We start from the raw sequence: 23,685 nt of genomic DNA, 5'->3' as shown, positions 1-23,685 counted from the left end.
GAATGCCGGGGTGAGCGCCGGAGCCCTCCGGGCATTTCGCCCGCTCGCCCAGCAACAGCACCAGCTCCAGCCCCGGCGCGGCCGAGCGATCGGGGGTCACGAGGCGCTCGTCGCGGTCGTCGTCGGGTCGGCCGGGGTGTACGTCACCGTGAGCCGTGCTCCCTCACGCTCGACCGAGTCCGGCCGGAACGCCTGGGACATGGCGTCGAAGGTCCGAGCGACCCGTGCTGCCGACGCGTCGTCGCTCGTGTGCAGGACGACGGTGCGGAACGGCTGGCCGGTCTCCCCGGTGCGCGGGGTGAACCGGTCGACCCGCACGTCCTGGTCGGCGAGCACCTGTCCGAGCGCGATCATCGCCCGCGAGTCGACCTGTCCGGCACGGAACTGCGACTTCGTGCCGTCGTCCGCACGCAGGGCCGGGTTCGACGCGAGCTCGGTTCCCAGGGTCTTCCGGACGTCGGTGGCCCGGGTGATCGCCGTCTCGGCGGCGCTGGCTCCCTCGGCATGGATCCGGCGGACCTCGACCTGCTGGTCACCGGTGCCGAAGGTCGCGACGGCCGTGGAGTTCTCGATCGCCTGTCGGACGTCGGTGGACGAGTTGCCGCCGGTGCGCATGGAGTCCGTCGTGATGACGTAGTCCGAGTCCTTCCAGCCGTTCGGGGACTGCCGTTCCACTGCTCCGTCGGTGTCGAGCTTGTAGTACCAGACGACGTTGTTCCGGGCGAAGCCGTCGTCCACGAGGTCGACCCACATGGCGTCGTCGACCAGCAGACGCGAGGACTTCGGCACGTTGTCGCCCACCCACTGCTCGGCCTGCTGCATGGGCAGGTCGAGGTTGCCCAGCAGGAAGCCCCGCAGCTGCGTCCCCCACAGCGGCACCGCGACGACGAGGGCCGCAGCCGCGACGACGGCCCAGGTGATGCCGAGGCCGCGCCGTGCCCTCGGGCCGAACCGGCCCCGGGTGTGGACCCGACCGGCGATCGTCAGGACGGCACGCTCGACGGTGTACGCGACGAGGAGCGCTGCGAACGGGATGAGCATGATGACGTAGGGCACCGGCAGGTACCCGTTCGGCCGGAACATCACCGCGAGCAGGAACACGAGCATCGCGGCGATCGGTCGGACCCGTCGCAGGAACAGCCCGACGACGGCCGCGACCGAGCCGAGCACGATGAACACCGGGTCGAGTGCCCACCACTGCGCGGCCGCCTCGTTCGCCAGGCTGCCCCCGTCGAACACGGATCCGGAAGCGGTCCGCGACCCGAGCTGGTAAGTGACGCCCTCCCACAGGCTGACTCGCCCGTTGCCCGGCACGAGTTCGCCCTTCACCGCGGCGAGCAGCAGGTACCCGCCGCCGATCAGCACGAGCACGGCCCCGGCGACGCTGAGCGTGTACCGGCGGGTGCTCTTGTCGGCGCGACGCACGGCCATCCAGATCAGGAACGGCAGTGCGAGCAGGTAGGTCTCCTTGGACAGCACGGCGATGCCGAGGCAGGCAGCGGCACCGGCGAACCCGGCGAGCTGCTGGCGACGGCTCAGCACGAGGACGAACGCGGCGAGCAGCCAGGGCGTCGCCACGTTGTCGATGTACACGGTGCGGTGGTACTGCAGCGCGAGCGGTGACAGCGCGAAGACGAGTCCGGCCGCGGCCGCCGTGATCCGTCCGGCACCGAGACGGCGGGCCAGGACGAACAGCAGGATGCTCGAGACGGCGGAGAAGAACACCATGGCCTCGCGCCCGGCCTCCACCGCGAAGGGGTACCGCGCGAACGCCCCGGTCAACCCGGTGTACCCGGCGATCTGGATCCATCCGAGCGGCGGGTGGTCGTACCAGTACGTGTAGTGGGTGAGCTCGCCGAGGTTCGTGATCGCCCACGCCTGTGCGGTGTAGGTCCCCTCGTCGTCGATGCGCTGCGGTGTGCCCGACATGTTCCAGGCCTGGACGAGCACGGTCACCGCGACGACGGGCAGCAACCACGTCAGGCTGGCCGCGTGCCGGCGGAACCACGCCCCGACGCCGGCCCGGTGCGCGGTGGTGCCACCACGGATCGGGATGCCCGTGGTGTCGGTGATGCTGGCGGTCATCGGGTGCCTCCCGTGGTGGTGCCGGCGAACGCACGATCGGACGACGCTGCGCCCGCGGACGACGCTGCGCCCGCGGACGACGCTGCGCCCGATCCGTCCAGGTCCGAGGCGAAGCCGACCACCTGTCCGGTGCGGTGCTGGCCGGTGTGCTCGGTCTTCTCCCACCCGTTCTGGCCCTTGGCGTGCCGGACGACTGCCCGGACCGCCGCGGCGGCGAGGAACACCTGGTACGGCACCAGGCCGAGCACGAGCCGCACGTAGTCGCGGAACCGGACCTTCTCGCCGTACAGACGACCGAACTCGTTCAGCCCGACGATCTCGACGGCGAGCAGCATGAGCGTCGGCGCCACCGGCACGAACGACACGAGGGCGATCGCCGTCGGCACCTTGACGAACAGGATCATCAGGACGCTCAGCGGGATGAGCAGCCCGGTGGCCGCCTGGATGAACGGCATCGTGAGCATGTAGCGGGCGAAGAACCGCTGCCGGAAGGACGGCAGCTTCTTCCACTCCCCCTTGCCCAGCACCTGCAGGAAGCCCTGGTTCCACCGCGTGCGCTGTTTGAGCAGCGAGGCGAAGGTCGGCGGGGTCTCCTCGCGGGTGACGGCCTCGGGGCTGTAGGCGACGACGACCTTCGCGCCGTCGGCGGAGAGCCGCACGCCGAGTTCGCAGTCCTCGGCGAGGCAGTGTGCATCCCAGCCGTTCGACCACTCCAGGCGGGAGCGGGTCACGAAGACGGTGTTGCCCCCGAGGGGGATGAACTTGGACCCGGCGTGGAAGTGCAGGCGCGAGCGGAACCAGAAGTAGTACTCCAGGACGTTCCGGAGCGACCACCAGCTCGACGTGAAGTTCATCAGCTGGACGCCGCCCTGCACCACGTCGGCGTCGGTCTCCTGGAACCGCGAGTCGACGAGGGAGAGCAGCCGCGGGTAGACCTCGTCCTCGGCGTCGAACACCCCGACGATGTCACCCGTCGCGTGCTGGAGCGCCAGGTTCATCGCCTTCGGCTTGTTCTTCGGCAGGGTGTCGTCCACCACGACCTTGATCAGGGAGGGGTGCCGAGCCGCCGCCGCACGCACGACGGCGTCGGTCTCCGGGTCGTCCTCCCCGACGATCGCGATGATCTCGAAGTCGGGGTGGTCCTGGGTCGCGAGCATGTCGAGCGTCTGCCCCATCACGTCCTGCTCGTGCCGACCGGGCACCAGGAGCGTGAACCGGTGCGTCGCCGGACGCGGGGTCTGGCTGAAGCTGGTGGACTTCAGCGCGTCCCGGGAGCGCCAGGCGTGCAGCATCCACCAGAGGGTGGTCAACGCGATGATCGTGAGCAGCACGGAGAGGGCGATGAGGGTCGAGTAGCCGAGCCACTCGCCCAGCGACCAGGCGGCCTGTGGGAGCTGCCCCGAGCCTCCCGTCGGCACGTCCGTGGTTCCTCGGTTCGGGACGTCCCCCGTCGTCCCGGTGTCGTTGTCGGGCTGGAGCAGCGGCCCTGCGGCCGTCAGCAACACGGCTGAGATGGTCATTCGGGGAACCCCTTCGGACGTGTGTCGGTGGACCGGAAGACGAGGGCCTTGTACGCGGCGAACCGGAACGCGGTGCCGAGGACGAGGCCGACGCCGTTGCCGGCGACGTTGTCGGCGAGGGTGGACGTGAAGCCGAGGACGTAGTGCGAGACGAACAGGCAGGCAGCGGCGATGCCGAGGCCGACGAGGTTCGTGGCAGCGAAGAGCAACCCCTCGCGGACGGTCTCGCGGCGGCCGGTCTGGCGCTGGGCACGGAAGGTGATGAAGCGGTTGCCGATCCACGCGATCGAGGTCGCCACGATGGCCGACACGATCTTCGCGGCGATGGGACCGTCCGACATGACGGTGGCGCGGAGCAGGTTGTAGACGCCCAGGTCGATGACGAAGCAGACGGCACCGATGGTGCCGAACGACGCGAGTTGCCTCGCGGTGGCGAGCAGGCGCGGGACCGTGCCAGGGCGCACGGTCCGCACCGCACCGGTGTCGGGTGACACCAGAACGGGGGTATGAGTTCGGGTCATGCCCCCGATTCGGGGGACGCGGACGGGTGGTTTGGGCGGGGTACGCGATTTGCCAGGCCCCTGCCAGATGCGCGACACATGCCGTTCATCTTGACGATCCGTCAGCTGCGGTGGTCATGGGGCGGGCACGACGGACGGGAGGCCCGGTGCCAGCTGGCACCGGGCCTCCCGTCCGTCGGTCGGTTGCGTCTACGCGGGGCGCGACGACGGGGACACGTTCTTGGACGCGTCCCGTTCCGGGATGTCGCCGAGTGCCTCGTCGATCGCCGCGAGGGCGTCCGCGTCGAGCTTGACGCCGGCGGCCTTGACGTTGTCGGTGACCTGCTGCGGACGCGAGGCGCCGACGATGGCACTCGCGACGTTGTCGTTCTGCAGGGTCCACGCGATCGCGAGCTGCGCCAGCGTGAGGCCGGCCTGGTCGGCGACGGGCTGCAGGCGCTGCACGGCTTCGAGGACCTCGTCGCGCATGAACCGCTTGATCATGTCCGCGCCGCCCTTCTCGTCCGTGGCTCGCGAGCCCTCGGGCAGGGGCTGCCCCGGCTTGTACTTGCCGGTCAGCACGCCCTGCGCGATGGGCGACCAGACGATCTGCGACAGGCCGAGCTGCTTCGAGGCGGGGACGACCTCGCCCTCGATGACGCGCCAGAGCATCGAGTACTGCGGCTGGTTCGAGATGAGCTGGAAGCCGAGCTCCTTGGCGAGTGCGGCACCGGCGCGGATCTGCTCGGCGGACCACTCGCTGACGCCGATGTAGAGCGCCTTGCCCTGGCGGACGATGTCGGCGAAGGCCTGCATCGTCTCTTCGAGGGGGGTCTCGTAGTCGTAGCGGTGTGCCTGGTAGAGGTCGACGTAGTCGGTCTGCAGTCGCTCGAGCGAGCCGTTGATCGACTCCATGATGTGCTTGCGGCTGAGGCCGACGTCGTTGTGCCCCTTCGGGCCGGTCGGCCAGTAGACCTTCGTGAAGACCTCGAGGGACTGGCGCCGCTCGCCCTTGAGCGCCTCGCCGAGGACGGTCTCGGCGGCGGTGTTGGCGTACGTGTCCGCGGTGTCGAACGTGGTGATGCCGGCGTCGAGCGCTGCCCGCACACACTGGGTGGCGACGTCGTTCTCGACCTGCGAGCCGTGCGTCAGCCAGTTGCCGTAGGTGATCTCGGAGATCTTGAGTCCGGAGTTGCCCAGGTACCTGAATTCCATGGTCCCGACGCTACTGGAGTGAGCGCGCACGTGAGGGGTCCCGCGAGTGCCTGTCGGGGCCGGGGTGGGCGGGGGCGCGGGGCTGGGCGCGCGAGCGGGCGAAATGCCAGAGTGCCGCCGACGGCACACCCGGACATGTCGCCCGCTCGCCTGCTCGCCTCGGGCGACCCCGGCATCGGCTTCCGTGCAGCGGGTCCGGAACAGCGGGTCCAGAGCTGTCGGTGAGCGGGCCGCGCGAACGGGCGAAACACCGCCGTGCAGCCAGGCAGCCGGCACGGTGTTTCGCCCGCTGGCGGAAGCAACCATCCCTCCACAGCGGTGAAAGCGGGCCAGCCATCCACAAAGGAGGCCCGACTCACGTCCGCAAGACCGGCTCGCCGTCACGCTGTGGAGATGACCGCAAGACGGCGACTCCCGATGGCACTCCGCGACGCTTCGTTCCGAGTACGCGATGCGCTGCACCGAGGCGTTTCGCGTGGCCGACTCGACGCTCGCGATCTCATCCGACCGTTCCACGGCATCCGATCAGCGTTCCCACCGGTGTCCGTGGATGAACGTGCGAGAGCGCTCGCTCCTCGGCTCCGCCCCGATCAGGTGTTCAGCCACGTCACCGCCGCAGCGATCATCGGCGTCCCGCTGCCCAGACGTCTCGAACGCGACCAGCGGTTGCACGTCACGACGATCGGGACCGATCAAGCGCTCCGGGTTCGCGGCACGGTCGGCCACCGGGCTCGGTACGGATCAGTCCGCGCGACGATCGCACGAGGAGTGCCACTGACCACTCCGGCCGACACGTTCGTCGCGCTGGGCTCGATGCTGACGCTCGACGAACTCATCGTCGCGGGCGATGCACTCGTGGGGTGGCTCGGCTGGACGACGCTCGATGAACTCGCGCAGGCCGTCCGACGACGACGTGGCATCCGCGGGATCGTGAAGCTCCGCCTCGCGCTCGATGAGATCCGGAGGGGATCTCGGTCCCCCGGAGAGACCCGGACACGGCTGGCACTCATCCGCCGCGGACTCCCGGAACCGGCGCTCAACCACGATGTCGTCGTCGACGGGCAGTGGATCGCATGTGTGGATCTCGCCTACCCCGATGCCAGGGTCGCGATCGAGTACGAGAGCGATCTACACCGCACCGATCCAGCCAGCTTCCGAAAGGACCTCACGCGCGGCGAGCATCTGAAGGACGTCGACTGGTGGCTCGTCAGAGCAACAGCAGACGACCTCGGTCATGGGGTCGAGCGTTTCGTGCACCGCGTCCGGCGGCTGCTCGAGGTCGGTGCCAGAGGAGCTCACGACACGCGGTTTGCGACACTTGGGTGAACAATGGTTGACGCTTCAACCAAAACGGTGCACACTGTCGTAGTATCAACTCGATGCAGGCGCATGGAACGCGTCGCACCGCAGACTCTCGTTCGGAAGAAGGACCACCATGACGCTCACCGCTGACACCGTTCCCGGCTACAAGACCGGCACCTGGAAGATCGACCCCACCCACTCCGAGGTCACCTTCTCGGTCCGCCACCTCGCCATCAGCAAGGTCAAGGGCAAGTTCGAGACGTTCGACGCCACCGTCGTCACCGCCGAGAACCCGCTCGAGTCGACCGTCGAGGCCAACATCGACGTCGCGTCGATCAACACCGGCCAGGAGCAGCGCGACCAGCACCTCAAGACGAGCGACTTCTTCCTCACCGAAGAGCACCCGCAGCTGACCTTCCGTTCCACGAGCATCGAGGCGAAGGGCGACGACCTGCACATCGCGGGTGACCTGACCCTGCGCGGCGTCACCAAGCCGGTCGTCCTCAAGGCCGAGCTCGGCGGCTTCACCACGGACGGCTACGGCCAGGTCAAGTTCGGCGCCGAGGCCACCACGAAGATCGACCGCACCGAGTTCGGTGTGAACTGGAACGCGGCGCTCGAGGCCGGCGGCTTCACCCTGGGCAACGACGTCACGATCAACCTCGACGTCCAGTTCGTCCTCCAGGCGGCCTGAGCCACCTCTGACGCAATGCCCGACTGAGGGTACCGAGCGTCACTCCCCGAACCCGAGAAGAACGCCCCGACTCCGCACGGAGTCGGGGCGTTCTTCGTTGCCCGCGCCGGTCCCCCGACCACGAGCGGGCGAAATACCCCGGAGCTTCGTCCTGGCTCGTCGGGCATTCCACCCGCTCGCCGATGCCGGGGCCGAAGTCGAGGCCGATCCCAGCAATCACGCCCACATCCAGGCCCACGCCAACGCCCACGTCCACGCCCACGCCCGCGAGCGGGCGAAACACCATGTCGGCCCCCGTGGCGCGCCTGACATTTTGCCCGCTGGCGCAAGGACCCGAGCGCCGGGTGCGAGCGACCCCGGCGGAGATCGGAAGCGCGGCCGGACGGGCGGAATGCCCGGGACACGGCGGGGACGAAGTGCGGCATTTCGCCCGCTCGCGCACAGGGGCTCGCGCACAGGGGCGCTCGCGCGCAGGGGCTCGCGCGCAGGGGCGCGCGGAGGGGCACCAAGCGCGAGGCAGACGCAGACGCAGAGGCAGAGGCAGAGCAAGGGCACCAGCGGGGACGAGCGGACGAGCGACGGCCGAGCGCCGCCCCCGCGTAACGTTGGCACGTACGACAACAGCGAGGGGAATCCACACTCCCGACCCCGAGTTGCACCAAGCGCACACGCCCGCACGACGAACAGGAGCACCACCATGGCCACCGACTGGATCGCGATGCAGGCCCTCGCGGCAGCCGAGTTCGGCCGCCGCGTCGCCGCCGTCACCGACTGGGACGCCCCCACCCCCGACTCCGAGTGGACCACCCGCGACCTCGTCGCCCACGTCGTCGACGAGCAGCGCTGGATCCCGAAGCTCCTGACCGGGTGCGACTACGCCCAGGCCCAGGCCGACCTCGAGCCGATCGGCGACGACCTGGTGGCCGAGTGGCACCGGTTCGCCACTTCGGCCACCGACGCCTGGCGGAACGCCCCGCAGGACACCCCCGTGCACCTCAGCACCGACGTCGTGCCCGCCGCGCAGTACCTCACCGAGCAGACGAGCGACATCACGATCCACACGTGGGACCTCGCCCGGGCGACCGGCACCGAGGAGTCCCTGCCCGACGAGCTCGTCCGCGCCGTGTGGGAGTACTTCGAGCCGCAGATCGAGGACCTGGCCGCGACCGGTCTGTACGCACCCCCGGTCGACGTCACCGAGGACTCCCCGCTCCAGGTCCGCCTGCTCGCCGTCACAGGCCGCGATGCCAGAGTGACGGCATGACCACCGACACGAAACGCCTCGGCAACTCGGGGCTCGAGATCAGCAGCGTCGTCCTCGGCATGATGTCGTACGGCGACCCGGACCGGGGCTCGCACGCCTGGAGCGTCGGCATCGACGAGGCCCGCCCGTTCGTCCGCCGCGCGTTCGAGGCCGGCATCACGACCTTCGACACCGCGAACGTCTACTCGGACGGCAGCAGCGAGGAGATCACCGGCACGCTCCTCGCCGAGCTGGCTCCGCGCGAGGACGTCCAGGTCTTCACGAAGGTCTTCAACCGGATGCGTCCCGGCCGGAACGGCGCCGGGCTGTCCCGCGCGGCGATCATGCACGAGATCGACGCCTCCCTGACCCGGCTCGGCACGGACTACGTCGACCTGTACCAGATCCACCGCTTCGACCCGGTGACGCCGATCGAGGAGACCATGGAGGCCCTCCACGACGTCGTGAAGGCCGGCAAGGCGCGCTACATCGGCGCGAGCAGCATGTGGACGTGGCAGTTCGCCGAGATGCAGCACACCGCCGAGCGCCACGGCTGGACGAAGTTCGTGAGCATGCAGGACCAGTACAACCTGCTCGAACGCGAGGAGGAGCGCGAGATGCTCCCCTTCTGCGAGCACACCGGCGTCGGCGTGATCCCGTGGAGCCCCCTCGCCCGCGGCCGCGTCACCCGCCCCTGGGACGCCTCCGGGTCGGGCTCGCGCGCGCAGACCGACGAGTTCGGCAAGACCCTCTACAAGCAGGACGAGGATGCCAACCGCGCGATCGTCGACGCGGTCGAGGCCGTCGCCACGGAGCGCGGCGTCCCGATGGCGCAGGTCGCCCTGGCCTGGGTCGCCGGCAAGCCCGCGGTCTCCGCGCCCATCGTCGGCGCGACGAAGGAGCACCACATCGACGACGCGGTGGCCGCAGCGTCGCTGACGCTCACCGACGACGAGGTCACGCGACTCGAGTCCGCGTACACGCCCCGGGTACCGTCGGGTTTCTGACGCCCCCACGAGCGGACGGGAGGCACGGTGCCAGCTGGCACCGTGCCTCCCGTCCGTCAGGTGGTCGCGGTGACGGCCGTGGTCAGGCGACCGCGCTGCCGTCAGCGCGCTGCAGGCGCGCGATGCGCCGCCGCGCGGCTCGTTCGGACCCGGTCTGGTCGTCGAGCACCGCACCGATCCCGTCGAGCACGAGCTTCGTGGTGCGGACCACCGGCAGCTCCACCGGGCCGACGATCGGCGCACGGAGGCCGAGGAGCGAGCGGTGCCGCGGGTCGAGCGTGGACACCGCTCCCTGGAAGACGGCGCGGTAGCCGGGTCGCAGCAGGCGGGACAGCGGCGGGTCCTTGATGAACCGGACGACGTCTCGGGTGCGCGAGTCGACCAGGAGTTCGCCCCGGTCGAGGTACCCGTTCATCTGGGCACGGAGCTCCGCCTCGGACTCGGGCGGGTCGACGATGCGCATGAGCCGTCCGGCCTCGGCCCACTCGCGCACGTAGGCGTCCGCGCCTCCGGGGATCGGGCCGCCCCAGCGCTGGGCGGCGCGGAGGAACGCGTCGGTGAAGGCGAGGTGCACCCAGCGTGCCAGGTCCGGGTCGTTGGCCGCGTAGGGACGGGTGGTGCCGTGCGCGTCGACGTACTGCCCACGGACGCGCTCGTGCAGCCGGAGCACCCAGTCGCTGCCGCTGCGGGCGGTCTGCCGGTCGCCGTACGTGACCGTGGCGATCCACCGGCTGGTGCCCGCCAGGCGACCGAACGGGTCCTCGCGGTACCGGGAGTGGTCGGCGACGCCGGCGAGCGCGCCGGGGTGCAGCGCCTGGACGAGCAGTGCCCGCACGCCGGCGACGATGCCGTGGCTCCCGCCGTGCACCGCCCACGTGGCGGAGCCCGGACCGAAGAAGCCCGCGTCGGTGCCGTGTTCCAGGTCGTCCATCCAGGCTTCCGTGCCGGTCGAACCGCCCGTGAACGTCTGGTTGAGGCGGGACCGGAAGACGTCGGAGACAGTGGACATGTCGTCATGTTCCGTCCGTCACCTGGGTGTGGGGGTGCCATCGCGCAAAGTGGCCCTCCCAGCGTGCACGGGGGTGGCCCACTAGGTTGGGTCGGGTGAGCATCGACACGCCTCGTCCCTGGCTTGCCTCGTACGCCCCGGGGGTCCCGCACGACATCGAGGAACAGAGTGGTTCCCTGTACGACCTGGTCGAGCAGTCGGCCCGGAAGTTCCCCAGGCAGGTCGCCCTCGAGTTCTTCAAGCGCACCACGAGCTACGCCGACCTCGAGGAGCAGATCCTCCGCGCGGCGAACGGCCTGCGGAAGCTCGGCGTGGGCGCGGGTGACCGCGTCGCCATCGTCCTGCCGAACTGCCCGCAGCACATCGTGGCGTTCTACGCGGTGCTGCGGCTCGGCGCGATCGTGGTCGAGCACAACCCGCTGTACACGCCGCGGGAACTCCGCCACCAGTTCGAGGACCACGGCGCCAAGGTCGCCATCGCGTGGGACAAGTCCGTCGCGACGCTGCAGGACTTCCCGGCCGACGTGCACCTCGACGCGATCGTCTCGGTCGACATCACCCGGGCCATGCCCCGGAGCACCCGGCTCGCCCTGGCGCTGCCGGTCGCGAAGGCCCGCGAGTCCCGCGCGAAGCTGACGGCGAAGGTGCGCGGCACGGTCAAGTGGGACGACCTCGCCGACACCCGCAAGCTGTCGAAGCGGCACCCGCGGCCGGCCACCGACGACGTCGCGCTGATCCAGTACACGTCCGGCACCACCGGGACGCCGAAGGGCGCGGTGCTGAGCCACCGGAACCTGCTGGCGAACGCCGCGCAGGCCCGGGCGTGGGTGCCGCAGATCCGCCGCGGCGACAACGTCGTGTACGCGGTGCTGCCGATGTTCCACGCCTACGGCCTGACGCTCTGCCTGACCTTCGCGATGAGCATGGCCTCGCGGCTCGTGCTCTTCCCCGCGTTCGACCCCGCCCTGGTCCTGACGGCGATCAAGCGCCATCCGCCGACGTTCCTGCCGGCCGTGCCGCCGATCTACGCGCGGCTGCAGCACGCGGCCGACTCGGCGAAGGTGTCGCTCAAGGGCATCGAGATCGGCATCTCCGGTGCCATGCCGCTGTCGCAGGACATCGTCGAACCGTGGGAGGCCCGGACCGACGGCTACCTGGTCGAGGGCTACGGCCTGTCCGAGTGCTCCCCGGTCCTGATGGCCAACCCGGTCTCCCCCGAGCGTCGACTCGGATCGATCGGCCTGCCGCTGTCCTCCACCGAGGCGCGGGTGGTCGACCCCGACGACGACACGAAGGTGCTCGGAATCGACGAGCCCGGCGAACTGCAGGTCCGTGGCCCGCAGGTGTTCCGCGGCTACTGGGGCAAGGCCGAGGCCACCGACGAGGTCTTCACGCCCGACGGCTGGTTCCGCACCGGCGACATCGTGGCCATCGACGCCGACGGGTACGTCCGGATCGTCGACCGTCTCAAGGAACTCATCATCACCGGCGGCTTCAACGTGTCGCCGTCCGAGGTCGAGGACACCCTGCTGAAGCACCCCAGCGTCAAGGAGGTCGCGGTCGTCGGCATCACGCAGGGCGGCAACGAGCAGGTCGTCGCCGCGGTCGTGCCGAAGGACCCCGCGACGTTCGACGGGGCCGCGCTCCGGGCCTGGTCGCGCGAGCACCTGGCGGCGTACAAGGTGCCGCGCCGGGTCGTCGTGGTCGAGGACCTGCCGCGCTCGATGATCGGCAAGGTGCTGCGGCGGAAGGTGCGGGACCAGATCCTGGACGGCTGACCGGCGGCTCCGGGTCGGCTGACACGCGGGCGCCGCTGCTGGTCAACGGATGCGCCGCTGCTGGTCAGCTGGCGCGCCGCTGCTGGTCAGCTGGCGCGCCGCGCGGGCAGCGCCAGCACGGACAGCCCGGCCACCACCAGCACGATCCCGGCCCATCCGCCGGTCCCCAGGCGCTCCCCCACCACGAGCACCGCCAGCACCGCGGCCACGACGGGCTCGAGCAGGGACAGCAGCGTCGCGACCGACGCGGTCACCGTCCGGAGCCCGAGCGCGTACAGCGAGTGTCCGATGACCGTCGGCACCAGCGCCAGGTACAGGAACACCGGCCAGTTGTCGGCGTCGGTCAGGAACGGCCCGCCCGCCACCACGGCGAGCACGACGAGCGGCACCGCGGCCACCCCGAACACCGCGCCGACGAGCCCGCGTTCGTTCGGTCCGCGGGCAGCCCGTGCGGCCGCGACCCCGACGTCCCCGCCGACGCGCATGCTGTCGGACTCCGCGCGGACGACGGCGATCGGCATCCGGCTCGTCGCGGCGTGCATCCCCCGCGCCACCGCCCACGAGTACAGCGCGTACGTCAGACCGGCGACCAGGGCGCTGCCGACGCCGACCGCGAGTGACCGCCCGCCGCCGCCGAGCTCGGAGCGCGCGAGGGTGACGACGACCATGCCGACCACGCTCACCAGGGTGGCGAGGACCCACCGACGGGTGACACGTCTGCGGTCGGCGACCCACTCGACCAGGCCGGCGAAGACGGGCGAGGACCCGATGGCCAGGGTGGTGCCGAGCGCGACCCCGGCGTCGGCGAGGGCCGCGTAGAACGCGACCGCGTAGACCACGAGCGATGCGGCCCCGAGCAGTGCCCAGCCGCGGGTCCGGCCCTGCGTGACGGCACGCAGCGTGCCCCGGCCCGCGGTCGCGGCGAGCACGAGGCCGCCGAGCCCGAAGGTGACCGCACCGAACACGAACGCCGGCACACCGGGCGCGAAGTGCGTCGCGGTCCCGGTGGTGCCCCAGACCGCAGCGGCGACCGCGATCGCCGCCAGGCCGCCGACGGGCCTGGAGGCACGCCCCGCGCCCGGTCCGTGACTCACGAGACGTGGACGCTGGGCCGTCGGTTGACCTCGGGTTCCGCTTCGCGCAGGACCTCGCGCGTGACGGGGGCGACGTCGCCGGCGCCGGTGAACACGAAGCGCAGGGCGTTGCGGATCGGGCTGCCCTCGTTCCACTCGAAGTAGATGCTCGGCACCACCCCGGCGAGGTCCCGGATGGCGAGGAGCGTCGAAGCGATGGTGTTCGGGACGTTGCCGGAGCGGACCTTGAGCACGCGGAACCCGTGGATGACGTGGCCTTCGACCACCAGGTCCTCTTCGAAGTCGGACGAGTCGGCGGGCAGGACCTCGAGGAACATCGTCGGCACGCGGGCCGGGATGCCGGAGTCGCGGCGTTCCTCGCGCCCCTTCGCCCGGTACGCCTCGGCCGTGCCGGCACCGGGCTCGTTCGCGATGATGCAGACCGAACTGAACTGGTCGGCGTCGGCCTCGACGAACTGCCGGGCGGTCGCGTCGAGCTCGATCGACGACGCCCGGAGCTCGAACGAACGCCGCACGCGCGAGATGAGCGACACCACGACGATCGCGATGATGAAGATCGCCGCGATCCGCACGCCGTCGGGCCGCTCGATGACGTTGGCGACCGTGGTGTAGACGAACACGACCGAGATGACACCGAACGCGATGGTGCGCTTGCGCTGCTGCTTGCGGCGCGCGGACAGCGTCACCGCGACCGCTGCGCTCGTGATGAGCACCAGCACGCCGGTGGCGTAGGCGCCACCCTGGGCGTCGACGTCGGCCTGGAAGATGATCGTGATGACGAACGCGATGAGCGTGAAGATGATCACGAGGGGACGCACCGCACGCGCCCACTGCGGTGCCATGCCGTAGCGGGGCAGGAACCGGGGCACCAGGTTGAGGAGCCCCGCCATCGCGCTCGCGCCGGCGAACCACAGGATGGCGACGGTCGAGAAGTCGTAGATCGACCCGAACACCCCGCCCATGTACTCGTGCGCCAGGTACGCCAGGGCACGGCCGTTCGCACCGCCGCCCGGCTGGAACTCGCGCTGCGGGATGAGGAACGTCGTCACGATCGACGACGTGATGAGGAACGAGCTCATGATGAGCGCCGCGACGGTCAGCAGTCGCTTGGTGCCGCGGATCCGGCCCTCGGGTCGGTCGCTGGTGTCGTCGCTGGCGTCGCCGCGGACCTGCGGCATCACCGCGACGCCGGTCTCGAAGCCGGAGAGCCCCAGCGCGAGCTTCGGGAACACGATCAGGGCGATGCCGACCATCACGAGCGGGTTGCTGTGCTGTGCCGTCAGCCCGGACCACCAGTCGCTCGCCACCATCGGGTTCTCGAACACGTGCCAGAGGGCGACGATGATGACGACGGCGTTCAGGGCGAGGAACACCGCGACGAGCCCGACCGCGATGCCGATGGCCTCCTTGAACCCGCGCAGGAACACGATGCCGAGCAGGAGCAGCAGCGCCAGGGTGAGCGGCACCGGGATCTCGGTGAACCAGTGCGGCGTGTACGGGTTCTCGGCGATGTGCGCCGTGGCGTCGGCCGCCGACAGGGTCATCGTGATCATGAAGTCCGTCACGGCGAACCCGAGCAGCACCAGCACGAGGAGCTTGCCCGCCCACCACGGCAGGAGCTTCTCGAGCATCATGATCGACCCGGCGCCCCGGAAGCTGTCGTGGGCGATCCGGCGGTAGACCGGCAGTGCCCCGAACAGCGTGACGAGCACGAGGACGATCGTCGCGATCGGCGACAGCAGACCCGCGGCGAGCGCGGCGATGGCGGGCTGGTACCCGAGGGTGGAGAAGTAGTCGACGCCGGTCAGGCACATGACCCGCCACCACGGGTGGGTCTTCTCGACCTCGACCTGGTGCGGGCCCTGGTGCGAGGCGCCCTGGTCGGCCCCGTGCAGCATCCACCGGCGCAGGCGGGTGCTGCGGTCGAGGGGCTGCTCGGTGGCGTCGCGCTGGGCGGCCCGCTCGGCGTCTGTCGCGGTCACGTGGATGATGCTAAGCCGTCCGGGTGACCCCCGTGCACACCTGGACAGCCCGGCGCACGGAGCGGTCCGACTAGCGCCGTGTGCGGGACAGGGCCGCCACGATCCCCGCCACGACCAGCAGCACACCGGCGGCGATGCAGGCGGCCAACAGCAGGGTCGTGGTGTCCACTGAGAACATCGGCAGCGCACTCACGGCCATCGCTCCGGCGAACACCAGGAGCAGCACGCCCCAGAGGATCGTGCCGAAGCGCGCACCACCGCGTCGGGGCCGGCAGGCGGGCCCGTCCGGAGCCACCGGGGAGGCCACCGGTGCAGTCGCCGCGTCGTTCGTCGCGCCGTCGTTCGTCGCGCCGTCGTTCGTCGTGTTGTCGTTGGTCGTGCTGTCTGTCGTCATCGTCCCGTTCCTCACTCGCCGACCGTGATCGCCCGCGGCACCTCGACGCCACCGCCGAGGATCCACAGGTGCACCGTCGTCGTCTCGTCCGCGTCGGCCGTGCGTGCCGCACGGTTCTCGAGCGTGGTGGTCCGGAGCACCCCACCGGTGCCGTCGTCGTCGCCCCCGCCGGTGTCGATCCCGTAGCCGACACCGCTCACCTCGACCCGCACCGGCAGGTCGGTCGGCAGCAGCACCTCGGCTCCGCCAGCGCCCAGCCAGAGGCTCACGTCGCCCCCGACCGCCGAAGGTTCGAGCTCGCGGAGGTCCAGCGTCGGACCGCCCGCCAGCATCGCGAAGTCCCGTTCGGTCCCGGAGGCGACGCGTTCGACCTGCCACGTGGTGCCGCCGATCAGCGAGACCCGGGTGCCGGCGGGCAGGACCCCGGTGACCACCAGGGCCACCGCGGCGACCGTCGAGAACAGTCCGAGCACGTCGTCGTCACGGCCGCGGACCCCGGCGACGATCGTGGCGATGGCCAGCACCGCGAGCGCGGCAGCGATCCCGAGGACCGGAACGGACCACCCGGCCTGCTGCGCCCAGAACGCGACCCCGGCTCCGGCGACGAGTGCGAGTCCGAGGGACACGGCGACGTACGCCGCCCCGGGGCGTCGCTCGGCCCGCTCCGCCCGCCGTTCGGCCGTCCGCTCGCGTTCGGCGCGCAGCCGCTCCTCGTGCTGCCGTCGACGGTCCTCGGGGCTCACCGGTGCACCCCACTGCCAGGAGGCCCGACCCGGGTCCGGCGCGCCGGTCGCCTCCGCGGTCCACGCATTCCGGGCCGGGCGCGGCTCCTCGGGGCTGGTCCAGAAGTCGCCCCGCGGTGCGGCGGCCGGGTCGGTGCCGGTGCCGGTGCCCGCTGTCCGATCACCGTCCACCCCGCGTCGGGCCAGGACCACGATGAGCCACACGATCCCGCCGACGAGCACGATGCTCCACGCGGTGGCGAGGGTCGCCTCGAGCCAGCCGGGCATCCCCCAGGCGTCCGGGACCCCCTGCCACCAGAGACCGCGGGCCGCGGGCACGAAGGTCAGTGCCACGAGCGCGCCGATCGCGATGAGCGCCGGGTCGAGGACCCCGCGGATCATCCGTTCGACGTGGATGCGTCCGGCGGTGTCGGGCAGCAGCGCCCAACCGACGGCGTAGGCGAGGAAGACCGGTCCGCCCAGCAGCGCGACGACGATCGTCACGCCGCGGACCACGAGCGGGTCGAGCCCGGTGCGGCGGGCGACGGCACCGCACACGCCGGCGAGCCAACGGTCGTCGGTGCGCGCGATGCCGAGGCCACGGACCCAGTCGAAGAACCGGGTCGTCGAGTCGGCGCTGCCGGCGGCGGTGCCGGGAGCGGAGTCGTGCTGGTGATCGGTCATGGCCACCAGCATCCCGGCAGTGCTGCGCCGACACCATCGGGGTTCCCCCTGACCGGTCCCTGATCCCTGCCCCGGACCCTGCAGGGACCGCCGTCCGGGTGCCAGGATTGCCCCATGGCCACCGCGACGATGACGCGCCCGACCCCCAGGGTCGTCGGCGGGGTCTGCAGCGGGTTCGCGGTGCACACCGGGCTGCCGGTCGGGGCCGTCCGGCTCGCCACCGCGGTCCTGGTGGTCTGCGGCGGCGCCGGGCTGCTGCTCTACGCCTGGCTCTGGGCGACCGTGCCGAGCGCAGCCGCCGGGGCAGCCGCCGGAAGCGCACCGCTCAAGTCCGTGCTGACCCCTGCCACCGACGTCGACCAGGACGAGCCCACCGCTTCCGCCCGGCATGCCCCGGTCGTCGAGATCCTGCTCGGCGTAGCCCTGCTCGCCGCCGCCGGCGCGGTGGTCGCAGCGCGGATGGGCGCGGCGGTCCCCCTCGAGGTCGTCGTGCCCGGCGTCGTGGTCGTCACCGGCACCGCACTCGCCTGGCGGCAGTTCGACGCGCTCCGCAACGTCCGCACCGCCGGGTCCTCCGCCCTGGTCGTCCGGGCGCTCGGGGCCCTGGTGCTCGTCGTGCTCGGCATCCTGCTGTTCTTCACGACGAGCAGCCGCCCCAACGTCTGGACCGTCCTCACCGCCGCGGTCGCCGTCCTGGTCGGGGTCGCCGTCGTGGTCGCCCCGTGGGTGGTCCGGCTCGTCCGCGACCTCGCCGAGGAACGCGCCGCCCGCGTCCGCGACCTCGAGCGGGCCGAGTTCGCGGCGCACCTGCACGACTCGGTGCTGCAGACCCTCGCCCTCATCCAGCAGAAGGCCGAGCCGGGTTCGGACGCGGCGCGGTTGGCGCGGGCGCAGGAGCGCGAGCTGCGGTCCTGGCTCTTCACCGAGCAGGCGGAACCGGCGCGCGACCTCGGCACGCAGCTGCGGGACGCTGCCGTGGACATCGAGGCCGAGTACCCCGCCCGCATCGAGGTCATCGCGGTCGGACCCGCCCGCAGCGACCTGCCGGACGGGCTCGTCGCCGCCGCCCGCGAGGCGATGCTCAACGCCGCCCGGCACGCCGGCGGGACCGTGAGCGTGTACGCCGAGACCGCCGGCGACCGGGTCGAGCTCAGCATCCGCGACCGCGGCCCGGGCTTCGACGTCGACTCCGTGCCCGCGGGCCGGTACGGCGTCCGCGAGTCGATCATCGGCCGGATGCAGCGCCTCGGCGGCCACGCGACCATCGCGCCGGGGCCGGGCCGCACCGGCACCGAGGTCCGGCTGACCCTGCCGCTCGCACCCGCGGCCCACGACGAGGAGCACGCATGACCGGACCCGCCCCGTTGACGGTCGCGATCGTCGACGACCACTCCATCTTCCGAGCCGGCGTGCGCGCCGGGCTGCCACCGGGCCTCCAGGTCGTGGGTGAGGCGGCGACCGTCGACGAAGCCGTGACGCTCGTCGCGGCCACGCGCCCGCGCGTCGTCCTGCTCGACGTGCACCTACCGGGCGGCGCCGGCGGCGGCGGTGCCGAGGTCATCACGCGGTCCGCACCGGGGAACCCGGACACCCGGTTCCTCGCGCTGAGCGTGTCGGACGCCGCCGACGACGTGGTGCGGGTCATCCGGGCCGGCGCCCGCGGATACATCACGAAGAGCTCGTCGAGTGCCGAGGTCGCCGAGGCCGTGGCCCGCGTGGCGGACGGTGACGCGGTCTTCTCGCCGCGCCTGGCCGGCTTCGTGCTCGACGCCTTCGGGGCGGTCAGCGGCGAGACGGCGCAGCACGACGCCGAGCTGGACCGCCTGTCCGCCCGCGAGCAGGAGGTCATGCGGCTCATCGCGCGCGGGTACGCCTACAAGGAGGTCGCGACGGAGCTGTTCATCTCGGTGAAGACCGTCGAGACACACGTGTCGAAGGTCCTGCGGAAGCTCCAGCTGTCGAACCGGCACGAGCTGACCGCGTGGGCGCTGCAGCGCAAGCTGCTCTGAGCGTCCACGCCGGCCGGACCGGCCTCACTTCGCGCTGATGCGGGTGTACTTGTTCACCGCCCACGGGACGAAGACCACGAGCATCACGGCGATGCCGATCAGCACCGTCAGCACGGGGTGCTGCATCGTCCAGATGTCCGGCACCGGTGCGGACCCGACGTTGCCGAACAGCTCCCGCGCGGCCTGCACGAGCGACGACACCGGGTTCCACTCCGCGAACACGCGCAGCACCAGCGGCAGGGTGTCGCTCGGCACGAACGCGTTCGAGATGAACGTCAGCGGGAACAGGATCATGAACGAGGCGTTGTTGATGACCTCGGGCGTCTTGACGCTCATGCCGAGCAGCGCCATGACCCAGCTGAACGCGTAGCTGAACAGCAGCAGCAGGGCGATGCCGGCCAGGAACTCGAGCGGCGACGAGTTCACCCGCCACCCGACCGCCAGGCCGGTGAGCATCATGATCGCCATCGAGATCGAGTTGAGGACAAGGTCGGAGTTGGTGCGCCCGACCAGTACCGCGGACGCCGACATCGGCAGCGTCCGGAACCGGTCGATCAGCCCTTCCTTCAGGTCCTGCGCCATCGCCGATCCGGAGAACGTCGCACCGAACACCACGGTCTGCGCGAAGATCCCCGCCATCAGGAACTGCGTGTAGTCGGTCCCCTGGACCTGGATGGCGCCGCCGTACACCTGGCTGAAGAGCAGCACGAACATGATCGGCTGCAGCACGGCGAACACGAGCATGTCCGGCGACCGCTTGAGCTTGATGAGGTTCCGCTTGGTGACGGTCCAGCCGTCCTCGACCCAGACGGCGAGCGGCGAGGTGACGACGACGGGCAGCTGGCGGCCCGGCGCGAGGGACGTGGTGGTCATCGTGCCGTCTCCTTCTGCTTGGTGGCCGCGGGTTCGTCGGCGTCGTCGTCCGTCGCGGCGTGTCCGGTCAGGCGGAGGAAGACGTCGTCGAGGGTCGGGCGTCGCATGCCGGCGTCGTGGAGTTCGATGCCGGCCTCGCCCAGGTCGGCGAGCACGCGCTGCAGGGCTGCCGGTCCGGCCTCCACCGCGATGGCACGGGTGCGGCCGTCGCCCGAGGTCTCGACCTCGCCGACCCCGTAGCGGCGCAGCACGGTGGTCGCCGCGTCGCCGTCGGCCTCGTCGACCAGGGTGACGACCACCCGGTGCCCGCCGACCTGCGCCTTGAGCTGGTCCGCGGTGCCCTCGGCGATGACCGCCCCGTCGTCGATGACCGCGATGTCGTCGGCGAGCCGGTCGGCTTCCTCCAGGTACTGGGTGGTGAGGAGCACCGTCGCCCCCTCGGCCACGAGGCCCTCGATGATGCCCCAGAGCGCCAATCGGCTGCGGGGGTCGAGGCCCGTCGTCGGCTCGTCGAGGAACAGCACGCGCGGGTTCATCACCAGCGCCCCGGCGAGGTCGATGCGTCGCCGCATGCCGCCGGAGAAGCCCTTCACCGGACGGTCGCCCGCCTCGGAGAGGTCGAAGACGTCGATGAGCTCCCGGGCACGATCGCGCGCTGTCCTGCGGCCCAGGTGGTAGAGCCGCCCGATCATCTCGAGGTTCTCGAACCCGGTCAGGTTCTCGTCGACCGCCGCGTACTGCCCGGACACCCCGATGGACCGCCGGGTGGCCTGCGGGTCGGCGATCACGTCGATGCCGTCGATCGTCGCGGTCCCCGAGTCGGGCGTGATGAGGGTGGTGAGCACCTTCACCACCGTGGTCTTGCCCGCGCCGTTCGGCCCGAGCAGTGCCTTCACGGTGCCCTGCGGCACCGACAGGTCGAGTCCGGCCAGCGCGTGCACCGGCCCGGACTTCGACCTGTAGGTCTTGGTCAGCCCGGAGGCTTCGATGATGGCCATGTCGCTCCTTCGTCGGACACGGTGGGTACCCGAGGGTCCGGTGGAGCGACGGACGTCACTCAGACGTCGAAGTCACCACCACCGAAGTCGCTGAAGCCACCGCCGAAGTCGGATCCGCTGTCGCCCCAGCCCGCATTGTCGAAGCCGCCGCCGTCGGATGCGCCGCCGTCGGACGCCCCGGCATCGCCGGATTCAGCACCAGTGTCCTCCGAACCACCGTCACCCGCAGCGTCGGTACCGCCATCGAACGAACCGGGGTCGGGCAGGAACGCGCTCATGATCGCCGAACCGATGACGTAGCCGGCCACCGTCCCGAGGATCGAGGCGCCGATCATGCTGCCGAACGACGGGCCCCCGCGCTGGCCGCCGAAGCGTCCGCCGCCACCGCCGACGCCGCCGAGCGAGCGCTCCATGAAGCCCGGCTGGCGGATCTCGGAGCGGGTCGCCGACTGGGCGAGCGAGCGCGGGTCGTCGCCACGGGGCGCCTCACCGGGAGGCGCGGTCCGGGTGAACTCGTCGTAGACCATGCGGCGCTGCTCGTCGGTCAGCTTGGCGAAGGCCTCGGCGTGGACCTCCTCGATGCGCTCCGGCGGGGCCGTGCGGAGCAGGTAGCGGTAACGCTCGACCGCACGTTCGTCGTCGGTCGTCGCGCCCTGCTGCTGCGTCGGTGCACCGCCCCACTGCGGGACGCCGTACTGGCCGCCCTGCGGCGCGGACGGTGCCGGCTGCTGGTAGGACTGTTGGCCGTACCGGTAGCCCTGCTGCTGCGGCGGCTGCCCCCACTGGTTCTGCTGTGCGTCAGCGGATCGGTCACGCTCCGGACGTCCGAGCAGGCGGTCGAGGAATCCCATGGTCGATGCTCCTTCGGGTGCACGGTGGGTCCGGTCGGACCCGTCGTGGACTGCAACACTACGAACCCCCGGCGTCGGATGACTGAGCGCCCGCTCAGAGTCGGCCGGGAGGCGCGTGCCGGCCTGGCACCGTGCCTCCGGTCCGCACCGTGCGCCGCAGCTCACCCCGCGGCGAGCGCCGCCGTCCACACCGCGTGCAGCTCGTCCGCGGCCCCCGGGTGCGCCACGAGGAACGGCTCCCCCACGGGTGGGAAGCCCTCCACGGGGCCGGTCGGCGTCAGCACGACGCCCCCGGCCTCGTGCACGAGCAGCACCGCGGCGCCGTGGTCGACCGGGTTGAACGCCGAGACGCAGCCGCCGATCCCGCGCCCCGCCGCGACCTGGGCGATCGTCAACGTGCCCGATCCCTGCACCCGGAGCGTGCACGACCGGTCGGCCAGGGCGTCGAGGAACGCCCCGAACCCCGGCCACGGGCGGTGTCCGTCGAGCTCGGTGCCGACGACGGCGCCGGCGAGCGGCCGGGGTGTGTCGTCGAGTCGGAGCTGGCGGTCGCGCAGGGTGGCGCCTCGGCCACGTCGGGCCTCGAGCACCTCGCCGCGCCAGGGGTCCGCGACGACCCCGACGAGCGGGCGGCCGCCACGGGTCAAGCAGAGCGACATCGAGGTCCAGGGCACGCCGTTCGCCAGGTTGGTGGTGCCGTCGACGGGGTCGAGGAACCAGCGGTGCCGGTCGCCGGGGGCCTCGCCGTACTCCTCGCCGGTGAACCCGTGCGTCGGGAACACCATCCGCACGCGGGAGCGGACGTGCTGCTCCACCAGGCGGTCGACGTCGGTGACCAGGTCGGCGGGGTTCGCCTTGGTGTGGACCTCGCTGACCGGGTGTTCGCGCGTGTAGGCGATGACCTCGTGGGCGATGCGGTGGGCCAGGGCCTGGGCGCGCGAGGCGACCTCGGTCTCGGTGGGCTCGCGGTCGCGCTCGGGCCAGCCGTCGCGCTCGGCCGCCGACAGGGCTGCCCCGATGGACCCGACGTCGTTCGTGGTGATCGAGTCGACACCGAGCCGGGCTGCCCAGATGGCGGGCTCGACGTCGTCGATGGTCCAGACGGCGACGCGCAGGCCCAGGGCGTGCGCGACCTCGACGGTGCGCGGGGTGAGGAACGCGACGTCGAGGTTGAGCGTCGACGGCTCGAGCGCCTCGAGGTCGGCGGCGACGGGCGGATCGAGCGACTCCCACGCCAGCCAGACGTCGGCGTCGGGCAGCACGGAGCGGACGGCCGCCATCGCCGCCGGTGCCCCGCACCAGGCCACCGCGGTGGAGCCGGTGAAGCCCGCGACGGTGCGGGCGGCGACCAGGGCGTCCTCGGCGTCGGTCAGGTCGACGAGCAGGGTCGACCGGCAGCCGTCGAGCCGTTCGAGTGCACCGTCGAGCCGCGGGATCCGGTCGAGGCCGTTGCCGAGCCGAGCGACGTCGCACCAGTCGACGTCGGACACCCGGCGGGCGTCGCCCCACATCCGGCCGAGGGTCTCGTCGTGCAGCAGGACGGCGACGCCGTCGGCGGTGCGACGGACGTCGACCTCGATCACCTCGGCGCCGAGGGCCTCGGCGACCGCGATGGCGGGCAGCGTGTTCTCGCGCCGGACGCGCGGCGCACCGCGGTGGGCGACGAGGCGTGGCGGACGCACGCCGGGCCTGGCGTCCGCGCTGGTCGAGACCACAGGGTCGACC

The 23,685-nt window shown here is 71.5% G+C and carries 20 protein-coding genes; 7 read left to right on the top strand and 13 right to left on the bottom strand.

Annotation, left to right across the window (positions count from 1 at the left end):
- Nucleotides 1-96: 96 nt before the first annotated feature.
- The 4 genes from DEJ00_RS08785 to DEJ00_RS08770 all read right to left on the bottom strand — a co-directional run bounded on the left by DEJ00_RS08785 (nucleotide 97) and on the right by DEJ00_RS08770 (nucleotide 5,320).
- On the bottom strand, nucleotides 97-2,085 hold the full coding sequence (locus DEJ00_RS08785) for a glycosyltransferase family 39 protein (protein WP_071246609.1): 1,989 nt from the start codon (nucleotides 2,083-2,085) through the stop codon (nucleotides 97-99).
- The gene (locus tag DEJ00_RS08780; RefSeq protein ID WP_111057057.1) at nucleotides 2,082-3,605 is read right to left on the bottom strand and encodes a glycosyltransferase; all 1,524 of its coding nucleotides are present in this window, start codon (nucleotides 3,603-3,605) and stop codon (nucleotides 2,082-2,084) included. The genes DEJ00_RS08785 and DEJ00_RS08780 overlap by 4 nt, the downstream gene beginning before the upstream one ends.
- On the bottom strand, nucleotides 3,602-4,099 hold the full coding sequence (locus DEJ00_RS08775) for a GtrA family protein (RefSeq protein WP_231495612.1): 498 nt from the start codon (nucleotides 4,097-4,099) through the stop codon (nucleotides 3,602-3,604). Before DEJ00_RS08775 ends, DEJ00_RS08780 begins: the two co-directional genes overlap by 4 nt.
- Nucleotides 4,100-4,315: 216 nt before the next feature.
- Nucleotides 4,316-5,320 carry an aldo/keto reductase family protein gene (locus tag DEJ00_RS08770; RefSeq protein WP_111057056.1) on the bottom strand — a complete coding sequence of 335 codons (1,005 nt, stop codon included), beginning with the start codon at nucleotides 5,318-5,320 and terminating at the stop codon, nucleotides 4,316-4,318.
- A 417-nt stretch (nucleotides 5,321-5,737) separates the two neighbouring features.
- Here DEJ00_RS08770 and DEJ00_RS18250 point away from each other — a divergent pair, with 417 nt between their 5' ends.
- From DEJ00_RS18250 to DEJ00_RS08740, 4 genes are all read left to right on the top strand, one after another.
- Nucleotides 5,738-6,646: a hypothetical protein gene (locus DEJ00_RS18250; protein WP_146247919.1), complete on the top strand. Its 909-nt coding sequence runs from the start codon at nucleotides 5,738-5,740 to the stop codon at nucleotides 6,644-6,646.
- Between the two features lie 109 nt (nucleotides 6,647-6,755).
- A complete protein-coding gene (locus DEJ00_RS08755) occupies nucleotides 6,756-7,316 on the top strand; it encodes a YceI family protein (protein ID WP_027464630.1) in 561 nt (186 codons plus the stop codon).
- A gap of 697 nt (nucleotides 7,317-8,013) precedes the next feature.
- On the top strand, nucleotides 8,014-8,580 hold the full coding sequence (locus tag DEJ00_RS08745; RefSeq protein WP_111057053.1) for a TIGR03086 family metal-binding protein: 567 nt from the start codon (nucleotides 8,014-8,016) through the stop codon (nucleotides 8,578-8,580).
- Nucleotides 8,577-9,566 carry an aldo/keto reductase gene (locus tag DEJ00_RS08740; RefSeq protein ID WP_027464628.1) on the top strand — a complete coding sequence of 330 codons (990 nt, stop codon included), beginning with the start codon at nucleotides 8,577-8,579 and terminating at the stop codon, nucleotides 9,564-9,566. Before DEJ00_RS08745 ends, DEJ00_RS08740 begins: the two co-directional genes overlap by 4 nt.
- Nucleotides 9,567-9,648: 82 nt before the next feature.
- On the opposite strand, the gene DEJ00_RS08735 is transcribed toward DEJ00_RS08740, so the two are convergent.
- Nucleotides 9,649-10,575, bottom strand: coding sequence for an oxygenase MpaB family protein (locus DEJ00_RS08735; RefSeq protein WP_110864492.1), 927 nt, complete (start codon nucleotides 10,573-10,575; stop codon nucleotides 9,649-9,651).
- Between the two features lie 95 nt (nucleotides 10,576-10,670).
- Here DEJ00_RS08735 and DEJ00_RS08730 point away from each other — a divergent pair, with 95 nt between their 5' ends.
- On the top strand, nucleotides 10,671-12,353 hold the full coding sequence (locus tag DEJ00_RS08730) for a long-chain-fatty-acid--CoA ligase (RefSeq protein ID WP_071246596.1): 1,683 nt from the start codon (nucleotides 10,671-10,673) through the stop codon (nucleotides 12,351-12,353).
- Nucleotides 12,354-12,439: 86 nt separating this feature from the next.
- Here DEJ00_RS08730 and DEJ00_RS08725 read toward each other — a convergent pair whose 3' ends face one another.
- The 4 genes from DEJ00_RS08725 to DEJ00_RS08710 all read right to left on the bottom strand — a co-directional run bounded on the left by DEJ00_RS08725 (nucleotide 12,440) and on the right by DEJ00_RS08710 (nucleotide 17,229).
- Nucleotides 12,440-13,447, bottom strand: coding sequence for a DMT family transporter (locus tag DEJ00_RS08725; protein ID WP_111057052.1), 1,008 nt, complete (start codon nucleotides 13,445-13,447; stop codon nucleotides 12,440-12,442).
- The gene (locus tag DEJ00_RS08720; RefSeq protein ID WP_231495623.1) at nucleotides 13,444-15,345 is read right to left on the bottom strand and encodes an amino acid transporter; all 1,902 of its coding nucleotides are present in this window, start codon (nucleotides 15,343-15,345) and stop codon (nucleotides 13,444-13,446) included. Before DEJ00_RS08720 ends, DEJ00_RS08725 begins: the two co-directional genes overlap by 4 nt.
- 154 nt (nucleotides 15,346-15,499) lie before the next feature.
- The gene (locus DEJ00_RS08715; protein WP_111057051.1) at nucleotides 15,500-15,823 is read right to left on the bottom strand and encodes a hypothetical protein; all 324 of its coding nucleotides are present in this window, start codon (nucleotides 15,821-15,823) and stop codon (nucleotides 15,500-15,502) included.
- A gap of 11 nt (nucleotides 15,824-15,834) precedes the next feature.
- Nucleotides 15,835-17,229, bottom strand: a complete 1,395-nt coding sequence (locus DEJ00_RS08710) for a PspC domain-containing protein (RefSeq protein WP_181440129.1) — start codon at nucleotides 17,227-17,229, stop codon at nucleotides 15,835-15,837.
- Nucleotides 17,230-17,343: 114 nt separating this feature from the next.
- Here DEJ00_RS08710 and DEJ00_RS08705 point away from each other — a divergent pair, with 114 nt between their 5' ends.
- Together DEJ00_RS08705 and DEJ00_RS08700 are read left to right on the top strand one after the other, a co-directional pair.
- Nucleotides 17,344-18,579 (top strand): ATP-binding protein, encoded by a 1,236-nt coding sequence (locus tag DEJ00_RS08705; RefSeq protein WP_111057049.1) that lies wholly within the window; start codon nucleotides 17,344-17,346, stop codon nucleotides 18,577-18,579.
- The gene (locus DEJ00_RS08700) at nucleotides 18,576-19,238 is read left to right on the top strand and encodes a response regulator transcription factor (protein ID WP_111057048.1); all 663 of its coding nucleotides are present in this window, start codon (nucleotides 18,576-18,578) and stop codon (nucleotides 19,236-19,238) included. Before DEJ00_RS08705 ends, DEJ00_RS08700 begins: the two co-directional genes overlap by 4 nt.
- 24 nt (nucleotides 19,239-19,262) lie before the next feature.
- Here DEJ00_RS08700 and DEJ00_RS08695 read toward each other — a convergent pair whose 3' ends face one another.
- The 4 genes from DEJ00_RS08695 to DEJ00_RS08680 all read right to left on the bottom strand — a co-directional run bounded on the left by DEJ00_RS08695 (nucleotide 19,263) and on the right by DEJ00_RS08680 (nucleotide 23,642).
- Nucleotides 19,263-20,111 (bottom strand): ABC transporter permease, encoded by an 849-nt coding sequence (locus DEJ00_RS08695; RefSeq protein ID WP_051596514.1) that lies wholly within the window; start codon nucleotides 20,109-20,111, stop codon nucleotides 19,263-19,265.
- Nucleotides 20,108-21,109, bottom strand: a complete 1,002-nt coding sequence (locus DEJ00_RS08690; protein ID WP_111057047.1) for an ATP-binding cassette domain-containing protein — start codon at nucleotides 21,107-21,109, stop codon at nucleotides 20,108-20,110. Before DEJ00_RS08690 ends, DEJ00_RS08695 begins: the two co-directional genes overlap by 4 nt.
- A gap of 59 nt (nucleotides 21,110-21,168) precedes the next feature.
- The gene (locus DEJ00_RS08685) at nucleotides 21,169-21,960 is read right to left on the bottom strand and encodes a hypothetical protein (protein ID WP_071246581.1); all 792 of its coding nucleotides are present in this window, start codon (nucleotides 21,958-21,960) and stop codon (nucleotides 21,169-21,171) included.
- A 161-nt stretch (nucleotides 21,961-22,121) separates the two neighbouring features.
- Nucleotides 22,122-23,642, bottom strand: coding sequence for an inositol monophosphatase family protein (locus DEJ00_RS08680; protein WP_181440128.1), 1,521 nt, complete (start codon nucleotides 23,640-23,642; stop codon nucleotides 22,122-22,124).
- Between the last annotated feature and the right edge of the window lie 43 nt (nucleotides 23,643-23,685).

This window comes from Curtobacterium sp. MCLR17_039, assembly GCF_003234745.1.
In the GTDB taxonomy this organism is placed as follows: domain Bacteria; phylum Actinomycetota; class Actinomycetes; order Actinomycetales; family Microbacteriaceae; genus Curtobacterium; species Curtobacterium flaccumfaciens.
The sequence above is the reverse complement of the archived record's forward strand: the minus strand, read 5'-3'. Positions and strand labels throughout refer to the sequence as shown.